Annotated in this window: 8 protein-coding genes and 1 riboswitch; of the genes, 5 read left to right on the top strand and 3 right to left on the bottom strand. The window is 51.4% G+C overall.

Features of this window, described 5'->3' with window-relative positions; genetic code table 11:
* The first annotated feature begins 231 nt into the window (after positions 1–231).
* The 3 genes from galU (at position 232) to BZG82_RS00525 (ending at position 5,742) form a co-directional block, all read left to right on the top strand.
* Positions 232–1,092 (top strand): UTP--glucose-1-phosphate uridylyltransferase GalU, encoded by an 861-nt coding sequence (gene galU, locus BZG82_RS00535; RefSeq protein WP_069588192.1) that lies wholly within the window; start codon positions 232–234, stop codon positions 1,090–1,092.
* 151 nt (positions 1,093–1,243) lie between these two features.
* Positions 1,244–4,069, top strand: coding sequence for an excinuclease ABC subunit UvrA (gene uvrA / locus BZG82_RS00530; RefSeq protein WP_077764943.1), 2,826 nt, complete (start codon positions 1,244–1,246; stop codon positions 4,067–4,069).
* Entirely contained in the window at positions 4,069–5,742 is a 1,674-nt protein-coding gene (locus BZG82_RS00525) for a Wzy polymerase domain-containing protein (RefSeq protein WP_077764942.1), read from the top strand. Before uvrA ends, BZG82_RS00525 begins: the two co-directional genes overlap by 1 nt.
* Positions 5,743–5,749: 7 nt before the next feature.
* Here BZG82_RS00525 and BZG82_RS00520 read toward each other — a convergent pair whose 3' ends face one another.
* Positions 5,750–6,883: a pyridoxal-phosphate-dependent aminotransferase family protein gene (locus tag BZG82_RS00520; RefSeq protein WP_077481747.1), complete on the bottom strand. Its 1,134-nt coding sequence runs from the start codon at positions 6,881–6,883 to the stop codon at positions 5,750–5,752.
* Between the two features lie 227 nt (positions 6,884–7,110).
* A riboswitch (Lysine riboswitch) is annotated at positions 7,111–7,295 on the top strand.
* An 85-nt stretch (positions 7,296–7,380) separates the two neighbouring features.
* Here BZG82_RS00520 and lysC point away from each other — a divergent pair.
* Complete coding sequence (lysC, locus tag BZG82_RS00515; RefSeq protein WP_077764941.1) at positions 7,381–8,766, top strand: lysine-sensitive aspartokinase 3; 1,386 nt, start codon at positions 7,381–7,383, stop codon at positions 8,764–8,766.
* Between the two features lie 39 nt (positions 8,767–8,805).
* Here the strand turns inward: lysC and metH are convergent, their stop codons facing one another.
* Positions 8,806–12,471 (bottom strand): methionine synthase, encoded by a 3,666-nt coding sequence (metH, locus tag BZG82_RS00510; protein WP_241837336.1) that lies wholly within the window; start codon positions 12,469–12,471, stop codon positions 8,806–8,808.
* Positions 12,472–12,653: 182 nt separating this feature from the next.
* Between metH and BZG82_RS00505 the strand changes: the two genes are divergently transcribed.
* Positions 12,654–13,946, top strand: a complete 1,293-nt coding sequence (locus BZG82_RS00505; RefSeq protein WP_069588200.1) for a cation:proton antiporter — start codon at positions 12,654–12,656, stop codon at positions 13,944–13,946.
* Positions 13,947–13,991: 45 nt separating this feature from the next.
* On the opposite strand, the gene metA is transcribed toward BZG82_RS00505, so the two are convergent.
* The gene (metA, locus tag BZG82_RS00500; RefSeq protein ID WP_077764940.1) at positions 13,992–14,939 is read right to left on the bottom strand and encodes a homoserine O-acetyltransferase MetA; all 948 of its coding nucleotides are present in this window, start codon (positions 14,937–14,939) and stop codon (positions 13,992–13,994) included.
* Between the last annotated feature and the right edge of the window lie 161 nt (positions 14,940–15,100).

Raw genomic sequence — 15,100 nt, 5'->3', positions numbered from 1 at the left:
GAGCATGGGTAAAGAGTGTGAACTAACGCATATTCATGTCGTCAGAGTCTGGGTGAGCGATGAGTGAGGCCGTGCGTTTCGCTATACTGGAGCGATCGCGGCTTGCTTCCCTGCGCGTCGCCCAGCAAAATAATGCCTAACTTATTGCTGTGAGTGGCGTATTTGGTTGCCATTCACGTAAATCACGCTGCGGCCTGTATGGCCACATCAGTGACGAAAAAAGGATCCAAGATGATTAACAAATGTCTGTTCCCCGCCGCCGGTTATGGTACGCGCTTTCTACCCGCGACCAAGTCCATGCCCAAAGAGATGATGCCTGTCGTCAATAAACCATTGATTGAGTACGGTGTTGATGAAGCACTTGAAGCGGACATCCACGGCATGTGTATTGTAACGGGTCGCGGTAAGCATGCGATCATGGATCATTTCGATAAGAACTATGAACTGGAGCATCAGATCAGCGGCACCAACAAAGAAGTGCTGTTGGATGATATCCGTAACACCATAGAAAAAGCCTCGTTTACCTATATTCGCCAACATGAAATGCGTGGCTTAGGACACGCCATTTTAACCGGTCGTGAACTGGTGGGTGATGAAGCATTTGCGGTCGTGCTGGCGGATGACCTGTGTATCAACCCGGGGCATGGCGTGCTTAAACAAATGGTGGCGCTATACAAACAATTTCGCTGTTCTATCGTCGCGGTGGAAGAAGTGCCAGAAGATGAGACCCATAAATACGGGGTTATTTCCGGGCAAGAGATCAAAGACGACCTTTTCCGCGTAGACAACATGGTGGAAAAACCTGACCCGGGTACAGCGCCGAGCAATTTAGCCATTATCGGCCGTTATATTTTAACCCCTGATATTTTTGAACTGCTCGAAAACACACCACCGGGCAAAAACGGTGAAGTGCAAATCACTGACGCCTTGCTCAAGCAAGCGCAAGCCGGATGTGTATTGGCCTATAAATTTAAAGGGGAGCGCTTTGACTGTGGCAGCGTGGAAGGCTTTATCGAAGCCACGAATCATTGCTATCAAAACCTCTACTTAGGTGGCAAAAACAAAGACGAAGCCACGGTTAAAAACCCGTAACCCCCGCTCTGCGTTGCGTCTCGACGTAAGGCTTTCCACCTTGACAAAAGGCTGTGTAAATATACAGCCTTTTTTGTTTGGTCACAGCGCCGTCTGTGCGATACTGGGCACCGGTGACCAATAAGTGAGCTGACTGAGAAGTAGGATAACAATGGATAATATCGACGTCAGAGGCGCGCGTACGCACAACCTCAAAAACATCAACCTAACTATTCCCCGCGATAAGTTGATTGTCATCACCGGGCTCTCTGGATCCGGAAAATCATCTTTAGCCTTTGACACCTTATATGCAGAAGGACAACGTCGCTATGTTGAGTCTTTGTCGGCTTATGCGCGCCAGTTCCTCTCTTTGATGGAAAAGCCCGACGTTGATCATATTGAAGGCTTGTCCCCCGCTATCTCCATTGAGCAAAAATCAACCTCGCATAACCCACGCTCAACTGTGGGTACCATCACCGAAGTTTACGATTACTTGCGCTTGCTGTATGCGCGGATCGGTGAGCCTCGCTGTCCAACCCATGATGTGACCTTGGCCGCTCAGACGATTAGCCAAATGGTCGATAAAGTGCTTGCCCTGCCAGAGGGCAGCAAACTGATGTTGCTCGCCCCTATTATCAAAAACCGCAAAGGCGAGCACGTTAAAACCCTCGAAAACCTTGCCGCGCAGGGCTTTATTCGCGCACGTATTAATGGCGAAGTCTGTGATCTGTCCGATCCACCGACTTTGGAGCTTCATAAAAAACACACCATTGAAGTGGTGGTGGATCGCTTTAAAGTCCGTGACGATCAACAACAACGCTTAGCGGAGTCGTTTGAAACCGCCCTCGAGCTCACCGGCGGCAGCGCGGTGATCAGCTGGATGGATGGCGACGGCGAAGAGCTGATCTTCTCTGCCAATTTTGCCTGCCCGCACTGCGGTTACAGCATGCAAGAGCTAGAGCCTCGTCTGTTTTCCTTTAATAACCCCGCTGGTGCATGCGGCACCTGTGATGGCTTAGGCGTACAACAGTACTTCGATCCTAAACGGATTATTCAAAACCCTGCGGTCAGCCTCGCCGGTGGGGCTATTCGAGGCTGGGATCGACGCAATTTCTACTACTTTCAGATGCTACGCTCACTCGCTGATCACTACGACTTTGATCTCGAGCTGCCGTGGCAAGATCTGTCTGGCACCATTCAAGACATTCTGCTTTACGGTTCAGGCCCGAAAGAGATCGAGTTTAAATACGTCAACGATCGGGGCGATATTCGTGTGCGCAAACATCCGTTTGAGGGGATCCTCAACAATATGGAGCGTCGCTACCGTGATACCGAATCTAATGCGGTACGTGACGAGCTAGCTAAGTACATTGCGACTAAGCCGTGTGCAAGCTGTGGCGGATCACGATTGCGTCAAGAAGCACGCCATGTATTTATTGATGGCCGCAACTTACCTGAAATTTGCGAGCTGAGCATTCAACAAGCCCTCGACTTTTTTGAACAACTGACCTTATCAGGTCAACGTGCCAAAATTGCCGAAAAAGTTATGAAAGAGATCCATGACAGATTGCGCTTTTTGGTCAATGTCGGGCTTAATTATCTTAACTTGTCACGAAGCGCCGATACGCTTTCTGGCGGGGAAGCACAGCGTATCCGCTTGGCCAGTCAAATCGGGGCTGGCTTGGTCGGGGTAATGTACGTGCTTGATGAACCATCGATTGGTTTGCATCAACGAGATAACGCACGTTTGCTCGATACACTGGAACATTTACGCGACCTCGGTAACACCGTGCTGGTGGTCGAGCATGATGAAGACGCCATTCGCGCCGCCGACTACGTAATTGATATTGGTCCAGGCGCTGGTGCTCACGGCGGACAAATCGTGGCCGAGGGCAGCCTCGACGATATTCTCAGCAATGACAACTCGCTAACCGGACAGTACCTCAGCGGCAAGCAGGCGATTGCCGTTCCAGAGACCCGTCGCCCTCGAGATCCTGAAAAAATGCTGGTGCTTAAAGGCGCAACGGGGAACAACTTAAAACATGTCGATTTACACTTGCCCGTGGGCTTATTCACTTGTGTCACCGGTGTATCTGGGTCAGGAAAGTCGACCTTAATTAACGATACCTTCTTTAAAGTTGCCCACCAGCAACTTAATGGTGCCACCACCGCCGAGCCCGCGCCTTACGAGTCTATTGACGGGTTAGGACATTTCGACAAAGTGATCGATATTGATCAAAGCCCCATTGGGCGTACCCCGCGTTCAAACCCAGCCACCTATACGGGGATCTTTACGCCGATACGTGAGCTCTTCGCCGGCACGCAAGAGGCTCGGGCACGCGGGTATAAAGTAGGTCGCTTTAGCTTTAACGTACGCGGCGGTCGCTGCGAAGCCTGCCAAGGCGATGGGGTGATCAAAGTAGAAATGCACTTCTTACCCGATGTGTATGTGCCTTGTGATGTGTGTAAAGGGAAACGCTATAACCGCGAAACACTCGAAGTGCGCTATAAAGGCAAAACGATCGATGAAGTTTTGGAAATGACCGTCGAAGACGCACGTGAGTTTTTCGATGCCGTTCCCGCTATCAAGCGTAAGCTACAGACGTTGATGGACGTGGGCTTGAGCTATATTCGTCTTGGCCAAGCCGCCACCACCTTATCGGGCGGCGAAGCGCAGCGGGTAAAACTGGCCCGTGAGCTATCAAAGCGCGATACCGGTAAGACGCTTTATATCCTTGATGAACCGACAACCGGCTTGCACTTCCATGATATTCAGCAGTTGCTGAATGTGTTGCATCGCTTACGCGAACAAGGCAACACCATTGTGGTGATCGAGCATAACCTAGATGTGATTAAAACCGCAGATTGGATCATCGATTTAGGGCCTGAAGGCGGTAACGGCGGCGGTGAAATCATTGCTCAAGGCACGCCAGAAGAGATCGTCAATGTGGTTGGTAGCCACACGGCACACTTCTTGAAGCCCATGTTGGAGCGATAATGACACAGGCGTTACCCACCCACAGAGTGAAACGAAAACCGCTTACGGTGCCCTTTTTAGGGGCGCTGGCGGCGTTATGGCTGATCTGTTTGCCATTGTATTCGGTCGACTTGCCGTTGGTGGGTATTCGCCATCCTGCTGCCGCTCTGTCGTTACTCACGCTTAGTTTGGTGTTGGGGTTCGCCGGACTGGAAGTGTGGCGACAGCATACATGGCGCGTTACTCACTTAACGTGGGCCTTGGTGGCCGCCACGCTCTGTGCCAGTGTGCCATATCTTTATCCGCAAGCGGCAACGCTAAATAGTGGCTATGCCATCGCCGCATTGGTCCTCAGCCTCGGTTTTTTCTCCAGCTTACAGCAGTTTATTTTTAATCATGCCCAGCGGCAAAAGCTGTTAGCCGTCTTGATGCTTGCCTCTTGGTTGGCCATCCTTTCCGTCTTAGGCAACCAATCGCCACCGGGCATAGCGTCTTTTAAGTTTGAACATTGGGTGCCGCATTTACCCGCTGCCGTGACCCACGCGTTATTACTCACCGGCCTAAGTTTGGCGGCTTATCTGCTCGCCCGAGAGCCTAGTAACCGCTACCGCCATCCCATAACGCAAAGCGTGTTGGTGTTCACGCCAGTGGTTATCCTGCCCGTGCTTGCCATGCAAGGACGACCGCTACTGCTCCTGTTTGCCCTTTGCGCCATTGCCTTGCAACAAGTTTATCTCAGTCGCTTTGCTACGCGGCGCCAGCATCTTGCGTGGCTGGCCGCCATGTCTGCTGGGGCGTTACTCGCTGTGTTCGGGCTGACCGGGCAAGAAAGCTGGCAATGGCTCACGCCTCAAGACAAACGCGCACTGTGGCTTGCCTGGCAGCAATTTCAACAAACGCCTTTTTTTGGCGTTGGCATGGGTCATGGACAAACGACTCTACTGCTCGCATCGGCGGCACATCCGGGACACACTGGCCCCGTGAAATTACCGAGTGCGCTAGCATTGTGGTTATTGGAAGGTGGGCTTGTGATAGCACTGGCGTATCTTGCCGTGATACTGCCACTGGCGCTTCGCATTATCCGCGCCCCTTCAGGCACGCGGCGTATGCTCGTTGCGCTCGTGCTTCCGCCACTCACTGGCTTGCTTATCTATCCGGCCAGCGGTACGCAGTGGTTTAACGGCATTTTACTGCTCATGTGGCTGTACTGGCTGGATAATTTAACCAGCAAATACCAACGAATCACATTTTCTACCGCCGAATATAGGCAGCGTATCGCGACACGCAGTATTGCCACTGTAATGATCTTGGTGGGATTGTTGTGCCTATCATCGGTGTATTTAGCCAATCGCTACCTGCGTGACTCTTTATTAACCTCTCAGCGTATTACGCTCTATCAGCAACATCCATGGTGGCAAAGCAAACTCACCCAAGGGCTCGCAGAACAGCACTTTCAGCACACCCTAGAGACGCTGTCGGATGCCGAGCGCCACCAGCACCTGAACCTATGGCTGCAGCATGTGGCACAACACCCCACGTTTGCGGGCTACCAGCATGCTTATCAGATTGCACTGCAAATTGGCGATACGCAGCGGGCGCGCGATATTCAGCAAGAGGCGCGATATTTGTTTCCGCAAGCCGCCAAGGTGTGGACCACTCGCCACACCTTACCGATGCGCACTCCGCCGGAATAACGTGCGCTTAGCGGAGTGCGTCGCCCAATGCTTTTAAGCATAGCGCGATGTTTTCTTCACGCGCACTGTAGCCCATTAAGCCAATTCGCCATGCCTTACCAGCGAGATCGCCCAAGCCTGCACCGATTTCGAGGTTATAGGTGTTGAGCAGATGTTGGCGTACCGCGCCATCATCGACGCCATCCGGGATATACACCGCGTTCAATTGCGGCAAGCGATAAGGCTCATCCACCACAAAGCGGATACCTAAATCGTCCAACCCCGCTTTTAAGCGTTGATGCATGGTTTGATGACGCTGCCAAGCGTTCTCAATGCCCTCTTGATATAACTTGAGTAATGATTCATGCAATGCATACAGACTGTTAACCGGTGCAGTATGGTGATAACTGCGTTTGCCGTCACCGCTCCAATAGCCCAGCACTAAGCTTTGATCGAGAAACCAGCTTTGTACCTTGTGGGTGCGCGCTTGCATTTTTTCAACGGCACGCGCCGAGAAGGTGACCGGCGATAAGCCTGGGACGCATGACAAGCATTTCTGACTACCAGAGTAGACCGCATCAAGTTGCCATTCATCGACTTTCAAGGGTACACCGCCAAGTGATGTTACGGCATCAACAATGGTAAGGCAGCCGTGCTCGCGCGCCAGCGTCGCCAGTGTTTGCGCATCTGAGCAAGCGCCCGTGGAGGTTTCAGCATGAACAAACGCGACGATACTAGCCTCTGGATGCGCTTTTAATGCCGCTTCAACCTTGTCGGGGCTGACAGGCTCGCCCCATGCATCGTCAACCATCACCGCGTGCGCACCACAGCGTTCAACGTTTTCTCGCATTCGGTCGCCAAACACCCCGTTGCGACAGACAATCACGGTATCACCGGGCTCTACAAGGTTAACGAAGCACGCTTCCATTCCTGCACTCCCGGGGGCAGAGACCGCAATGGTAAACGGATTCTCGGTCTGAAAGGCATATTGTAAGAGCTGTTTGACCTCATCCATCATCGCAATAAAAAGGGGATCGAGGTGTCCCAACGTCGGACGACTCAACGCCTGCAACACTTGCGGAGAAATATCAGACGGGCCAGGGCCCATCAGGGTGCGCTCTATCGGCTGAAATGAGCGGATATCGGAAATTGAAGTTGCCATAACCTATCCTTGTGTCTGCTAAATTTGCGCTTTCCGTTATAGCATACTTTGTGTTCATCGCCCCATTGCCACATCGCGAACTTACGTGCTAGAGCGCATATTAAGCGGGTGGCGGATAGCAGCGATATAGGTGCCTGATCGTCGCTTTGTAACGCAATTGGCGGTTGACAACCACTCACTAGCGCCCGTAATGTAACCACTCACCATGTGGATCAACACATGGCCGAACATACAGAAGAGGTGCATCACTCAGGCAGTTATCACGCGGAGCCCTACTCCAAGGCGTGATAATCAGGGGAGGCGATGCCGAGGGGGTTCCGACAGGGTAAGGAGCCGCCGGCCATGAAGGCTGAATCCTTCAGGCTGTCACTTGTCATCCATTTGGACAGACAGGTGGAGCGCTTCTGGCAGAATGCCTGCCGTTTGCTCTTCCTTTTTGCTCGCGTTTGCGACGTGACTTCTGATGTTCCCCACTGACTTTTAAATATGTTGAATCAATGAGCACGAGCTCAAAAGGGGAAAAGGACGTGAACCCGTTACCATCTATTTCAGTCGCTAAATTTGGCGGCACCAGTGTTGGCACCTTTGCCGCCATGCAACAAAGTGCCGCGGTGATTATGCGCCATCCCGAGACCCGTTTTGTAGTGATTAGCGCATGTGCCGGCGTCACCAACCATCTTGTCGCCTTAGCCCAAGGCATAAAAAACGATGTCTTACGCCAAAACACACTGGATGCAATAGACGCTATCCACCAGCAAATACTGGCAGCTTTGCCTCCTTGTCATCACACCCAAGAAGCAGTGCGAACGCTCCACCAGCAGATTATCGCCTTGAGTGAGCAAGCCTGTGAGGCCCCGAGCGAAGCGCTTACCGATGCCTTGGTTGCCTGTGGCGAGCTTACCTCTACGCACCTGTTTACTCGCTTGCTCATCCACCTTGGCCTACCCGCAGCTCGGATTGATGCCCGCGAATATTTGAAAACGGATAGCCAATTTGGTCACGCCATTCCAGATATCGCCCTGACTCAGCAACAGTGTCAGCGCTTGAATGCGCAGCTAGACAATCACATTCTCGTGACCCAAGGCTTTATCGGTGCCGACAAAGAAGGACGAACGACAACTCTTGGCCGAGGAGGCAGCGACTACAGTGCCGCTTTGTTTGCCGAGGCTCTCGGGGCAACAAGCTTGGCAATTTGGACCGATGTACCGGGTATTTATACTACCGACCCACGCCTCGCTGCCAAAGCACGTCCTATTGCTGAGATCAGCTTTAGTGAAGCATCGGAGATGGCGACGTTTGGCGCCAAAGTGCTCCACCCGTCCACGCTATTACCCGCAGTGCGCCAGCATATTCCTGTCTTTGTCGGGGCGGCCTGTGCTCCGGAAAAAGGCGGGACTTGGATCCGAGAACAGGCGGAATCATCCCCCCTATTCCGCGCCATTGCGTTGCGCCGAAATCAAACCATGGTGACCTTGACCAGTTTGACGATGTTCCAAGCGTATGGCTTTCTTGCCAACGTCTTCGCGATCCTAGCGCGCCATCAGATCTCCGTCGATCTGATCACTACCTCCGAAGTCAGCGTGTCTTTGACGCTCGATCAAACCAATACACAAGGTGAGGTGCCCCGTTTGCCTGATGCTGCCTTAGAGGAACTCTCAACCTTGTGCCATGTTGACGTTTGCCAACACTTAGCCGTGGTCGCCTTGATCGGTAATGAGATGCGTCATATCCCGGGGGCGGTGACGCCGGTATTTAACGCCTTAGATACTGCCACCTTGCGCATGATTTGTTATGGCGCGAGTAATCACAATGTCTGTATGGTGGTTGATGACGACAGTGCCACCGAGGTGGTGCAGCGTTTACATACACAGCTTTTTGAGTAAAACCCAAAAGAAAAGCCAGCGTGCGCTGGCTTTTCTCGGTTAGGCATTAAGATTAGGGCCTAGCCACTTTTCAGCTTCCTCAAGACACCAGCCTTTACGTGCCGCGTAGCTATTACGTTGATCATTTTGAATTTTCGCTACCGCAAAGTAACGTGACTCTGGATGGGAAAAATACCAACCTGAGACCGACGCGCCCGGCCACATGGCATAGCTTTCGGTCAGTGTCATCCCCGTATGCGCTTCTACCGATAGCAATTGCCAAATCTTGCCTTTCTCACTGTGTTCAGGACAGGCGGCATAACCTGGCGCTGGCCGGATCCCTTGGTATTGCTCGCGGATCAGCGCATCGTTATCAAGCGTCTCATCGGGCGCATACCCCCACAAGGTGATCCGAATTTGCTGGTGAAGATATTCCGCAAAGGCTTCTGCGAGTCGATCCGCCACCGCTTGGATCATGATCGCGTTGTAATCGTCCCCTTTCGCTTTGTACTCTTCCGCCAAAGCATACTCGCCAATGCCGCCTGTCACCGCAAATGCACCAATCCAATCCGGCTGACCGCTGCTTTTCGGCGCAATAAAGTCTGACAAGCAATAGTTGGCACCACGCGGCTTTTGTGTTTGCTGGCGCAAGTGATTCAATATCGTGCTCACCGTTTGTCGTGACGAGTCGGTATACACTTCAATATCATCATCCACGCTATTGGCAGGAAAGAGGCCACACACCCCTTTTGCCGCTACCAAGCCTTCTGCCTCGAAACGATCGAGCCAAGCATTGGCGTCTTGATACAAACGACGGGCTTCCTCCCCCACCAGCTCGTGATCCAAAATCGCGGGGAATTTGCCACTGAGAGACCACGTCATAAAGAAAGGCGTCCAGTCGATATACTGACGTAAGGTCGCTATCGAAACATCATCGTAAACATGGATGCCTGGCTTCGCCGGTTGCGGAGGCATATAGTTTGCCCAATCCGTTTGCCACTTGTTATCGCGAGCTTGCTCCAAGGTTACCGGTGGCGTGCGGGGCGCTTTACGCTGATGCTGCTCACGCACAGTGTCATACTCTTTGGCCAAACGCGCGACAAAATCAGGTCGCTGCGTCTCGGATAATAACGAGGAGCACACCCCAACCGCACGCGACGCGTTGGGTACATAGACCACAGGCGCATGGTAATGCTGCTCAATTTTCACCGCGGTATGGGCTTTGGACGTGGTCGCACCGCCAATCAACAGAGGAATATCAAACCCTTGGCGCTCCATCTCTTTCGCCACGTTCACCATCTCATCTAACGATGGGGTGATCAGACCCGACAGACCAATAATGTCGACGTTTTCTTCTCGGGCCACCGACAGGATTTTATCGGTCGGCACCATCACACCAAGATCAATAATCTCAAAGTTATTACACTGCAGCACCACGCCAACAATGTTTTTGCCAATGTCGTGTACATCGCCTTTGACGGTGGCGAGCAGGATCTTGCCATTGGTCTGCCCTTGCTGCTTTTCTGCATTGATGTAAGGCTCAAGGTAGGCCACCGCTTGCTTCATCACCCGTGCCGACTTCACCACCTGAGGCAGGAACATCTTGCCTTCACCAAACAAGTCCCCAACCACGTTCATGCCTGTCATCAACGGGCCTTCAATCACTTCTAGAGGTTTACTTGCCGCGGCGCGAGCCAGCTCGGTATCTTCAACAATAAACTCTGTAATGCCTTTGACCAATGCATGTTCCAACCGCTTTTCTACTGGCCAGCTGCGCCACTCTGCAGTTTCCGCGACCTCGTTCTCCTCACTATCGCGATAGCTGTCGGCGATCTCCAATAAGCGCTCCGTGGCACCATCATCTTTGTTGAGCACCACATCTTCTACTGCCAAGCGCAGCGATTCAGGCAAATCATCATAGATGGCTAACTGGCCCGCATTGACGATCCCCATGTCCATGCCATTTTTGATGCAGTGATACAAGAACACCGCATGAATGGCCTCACGGACGGGGTTATTGCCTCGAAACGAAAACGACACATTTGAGACCCCGCCCGAGATCATGGCATGCGGCAGGGTTTGTTTGATCTCGGCCACGGCGTTGATGAAATCGACCGCGTAGTTATTGTGCTCATCAATACCGGTGGCAACCGCAAAGATATTGGGGTCGAAGATAATGTCTTCTGGTGGAAAGCCGACTTGCTCGACCAGAAGATGATAGGCCCGCGTACAGATTTCCACTTTTCGTGCCTGAGTATCGGCCTGGCCCCGCTCATCAAACGCCATCACAATCACCGCTGCACCATAGCGGCGGATCAAACGTGCTTGGTGAAGAAAGGCTTCTTCTCCTTCTTTGAGAGAAATAGAATTGACGATGCCTTTCCCTTGAATGCACTTGAGGCCAGCTTCAATCACCTCCCATTTAGAGGAGTCAATCATCACAGGTACACGGGCAATATCTGGCTCGGCCGCGCAAAGATTGAGAAATCGCACCATGGCCTTTTCGGCATCCAACATACCCTCATCCATATTGATATCGATGATTTGGGCGCCGTTTTCCACTTGCTGCAATGCCACTTCAAGCGCTTCGTCGTATTGCTCTTCAACGATTAAGCGTTTAAAGCGTGCTGAGCCGGTCACATTGGTGCGCTCTCCCACATTTACAAACAAACTATCGGCATCAATGGTCAGGGGCTCGAGTCCAGATAAGCGACAGGCGACTGGATGAGCCGGCAAGGGGCGAGGAGGATGCGTCGCAACGACATCACTGATCGCTTGAATATGTTCAGGCGTGGTACCACAACAACCACCGACCAAGTTGATAAAGCCTGACGCCGCCCACTCATCAATGTGTGTCGCCATCTGTTCAGGAGAGAGATCATACTCACCAAACGCGTTGGGTAACCCCGCGTTAGGGTGGACAGAGACAAAGCCCTCACAAATGTCGCTCAGCTCTTTGACATACTGGCGCAATTCCGCCGGTCCCAGCGCACAGTTTAAGCCAAACGACAGTGGCTCAACATGACGCAAGGAGTGATAGAAAGCGGCGGTAGTTTGTCCGGATAAGGTGCGCCCAGATGCATCAGTGATGGTACCGGAGATCATAATGGGTAGGCGCAGGCCACGAGCATCAAAGACCTTCTCCACCGCAAAGGCGCACGCCTTGGCGTTCAAGGTATCAAAGATGGTCTCCAACATGATGATATCAACACCGCCATCAATGAGCGCTTCGGTGGACTCGGCATACACGTCGACTAACTGATCAAAGCTGACATTGCGAAAGCCCGGGTCATTCACATCCGGTGAGATTGAGCACGTTCGGTTGGTCGGCCCTAACACACCCGCGACAAAGCGGGGTTTATTTGGCGTTTTCGCCGTCCACGCATCAGCAACCTCACGCGCAAGCCGAGCGGCCGCTAAGTTGATTTCCGCACTCAGCGCTTGCATGTCGTAATCGGCCATCGCGATTTGGGTGGCGTTAAAGGTATTGGTTTCAATAATGTCCGCGCCCGCAGCCAGATAATCACTGTGTAGCGCAGCGATTTTATCGGGTTGAGTCAGCACCAAAAGGTCATTGTTACCTTTTACATCACAGTGCCAATCTTTAAAACGCGCGCCACGATAATCGGCCTCATTGAGCCCTAGCCCCTGAATCATGGTGCCCATACCACCATCGATTACCAAAATACGTTCGCGCAGTTGTTGTGTCAGTTGGTCCATACTCATTACGCTTATCATCTTCCTCATTGCGATAATTTCATCCTACCACAGCGAAAATGGAAATCTAGACGTCTATTTAAATGAATTAATATTGATCTATTTCAAATCTGCTGTTCGTTTTGGAAGCGATTTCTATTAATATTTTGTAACTCTTTTTTTCCACTCCCTAGCCGTATCAGGAATGATGTATGTCAACCTACGCTATCCTCAGCTTTATGGCCGCTGCCGCCATTATCATCGCGTTTATTAACAGTAAAATTAGCCGCGTCCAAACCACCATCGCAATCACGGCGGGTGCACTTTTACTGTCTTTAGGGATAGTGATTGCCGGTCAGTATCAAGCCCTGCCTCTAAAAGCGATTGCCGCGCAAACCTTAGGGGATATTCATTTTGAGGAGTTTCTCCTTGAGGGCGTGCTTGGCTTTCTACTTTTTGCTGGAGGGCTGGGTGTTAAACTGCCTTCGTTTTCAGACCAAAAATGGGAAATCACTACCCTAGCACTCGGTGCGACGCTGCTCTCCGTGTTTTTAGTGGGATCCGGTGTGTGGGGCGTGTTCCAACTGATTGGGGTACAATTTGATTATATTTACTGCTTACTTTTCGGCGCCCTTATCTCACCCACGGACCCCATTGCCGTGCTTGCGATTGTCAAAAAATTACATGCCCCCATGCGTATTACCACCCAAATCGAAGGCGAGTCGTTGTTTAACGATGGTTTTGGCTTGGTGGTGTTTGTGACTATTTTCACCCTCGCATTCGGACATCAAAACCCAACCTTGGCGGGTACCCTGTCGCTGTTTGCGCAAGAAGCGATTGGCGGCATATGTTACGGCCTAGTTTTAGGCTATGCCTTTCACCGTTTGATTTGTGCCACTAACGATCACTCCATGGAGCTGTTGCTCACTTTAGCCATTCCCAGTGCTGGCTATGTGCTCGCCGATATGCTGCATGTTTCCGGTCCACTGGCAATGGTCGTTTCGGGGATCATGATCGGTAACTGGACCCGCTTTATTGGCTTTTCCAAAGAAAGTGAAGATCACCTCGACCATTTCTGGGAACTGGTCGATGAATTTCTTAACAGCTTACTGTTCTTGCTCATCGGCTTGAGCTTGTTGCAAATCACCTTTCATGAAGAGGACTGGATTGTAATGGGTTGTGTAGTGCCTTTAGTGCTAGCGGCTCGCTATTTGAGTGTCAAAGCCTGCTATCTCGGTTTCCGATGCTTTCGCGAATATAACCCGTGGGCTGTGCGCATTCTCACATGGGGAGGATTGCGTGGAGGCCTCGCCTTGGCCATGGCCATGGCGGTACCAGCTGGCATTATTGTGGTCCCAGAAAAACAAATCGATGTCAGAGAGCTGATTTTGGTGATGACTTACGCGGTGGTGGTGTTTTCTATTTTGGTACAAGGCTCAACCATGACCGGCATGGTTGATAAAGCAAACGCAGCTCAAGACGAGATGGACAAGCGCCTTCAATGAACTCCGCTCCTTTATCTATCATAAAGGCGCCAGATGGCGCCTTTTTTATTCATCAAGCGTAAAGTTAGACGCTGAAAATGTCTCCAAATCGAAGGGGGTTTGCTGATAGACACAATAGTTCAGCCAATTCGCAAACAGCAGATGCCCGTGACTGCGCCAGCTCACATACGGTGGCTGAGAAGGATCGTCATCCGGGTAATAGTTAATGGGGATCACCGGCTCCATCCCCTCCTCTAAATCGCGGTGATACTCGTCATTCAAAGTATGCGCATCATACTCAGGGTGCCCAGTGACAAACACATTGCGTTTATCTTTCGTCGCGGCCAGATACGTCCCCGCCTCATTGGACGTGGCTAAGATATCGAGATCGGTATGTTCATTCAGATAATGAGGAGAAAAGTCTGCATAACGTGAATGAGGCGCTAAGAAACTATCATCAAAACCGCGTAATAGTGGATGCTTAGATAACTCGCTATTTATCTGATGGCGATAAACACCTGATAGCTTTTCTTTGCGAGTTTTCTTAGGCAAATCGTAAAGTAGCTTTAAGCCCGCTTGCGCTGCCCAACAAATATAGAGTGTGGAGGTGACATGTTGGTGTGCCCAATTCATCACATCCTGTAAATGCTCCCAGTAAATCACGTCCTCAAATTGCACTAATCCGAGTGGCGCGCCTGTGACAATCAAACCATCGAAGTTACGCCCCCGCACGGCCTCAAATTGGCGATAGAAGGTATCAAGATGCTCGGTCGGCGTGTTCTTGCTTGGTCGGTTATCTATCCGTAAAAGCTCAACATCCACTTGCAAAGGGCTGTTAGAGAGCAAACGCATAAATTGCGTTTCGGTCTCGATTTTCTTTGGCATCAGGTTTAGAAGCAGGACTTTCAGCGGACGGATGTTTTGACTTACCGCACGCGTTTCTGTCATCACAAAGATATTTTCACGCCGCAGAATATTGGTCGCGGGAAGTTGGTCCGGAATTTTAATCGGCATCACTGCCTCCTAGAGATGTTTAGACGTCCAGATATCTAATAACATAACGCAGCCGATTATGGAGCTCAAGCAATAATCAAGTGGGAAAGGGTAATACTCTATTTAGAATAGAAAGGAATCGGTATGGAAGGACAATACGTAGAAACGAAAAAGCCCCCCGC

It is taken from the genome of Salinivibrio sp. PR5, assembly GCF_001996085.1.
Taxonomy (GTDB): Bacteria; Pseudomonadota; Gammaproteobacteria; order Enterobacterales; family Vibrionaceae; genus Salinivibrio; species Salinivibrio proteolyticus.
Note: the sequence above shows the minus strand (reverse complement) of the source record. Positions and strands in the feature narration are given on the sequence as shown.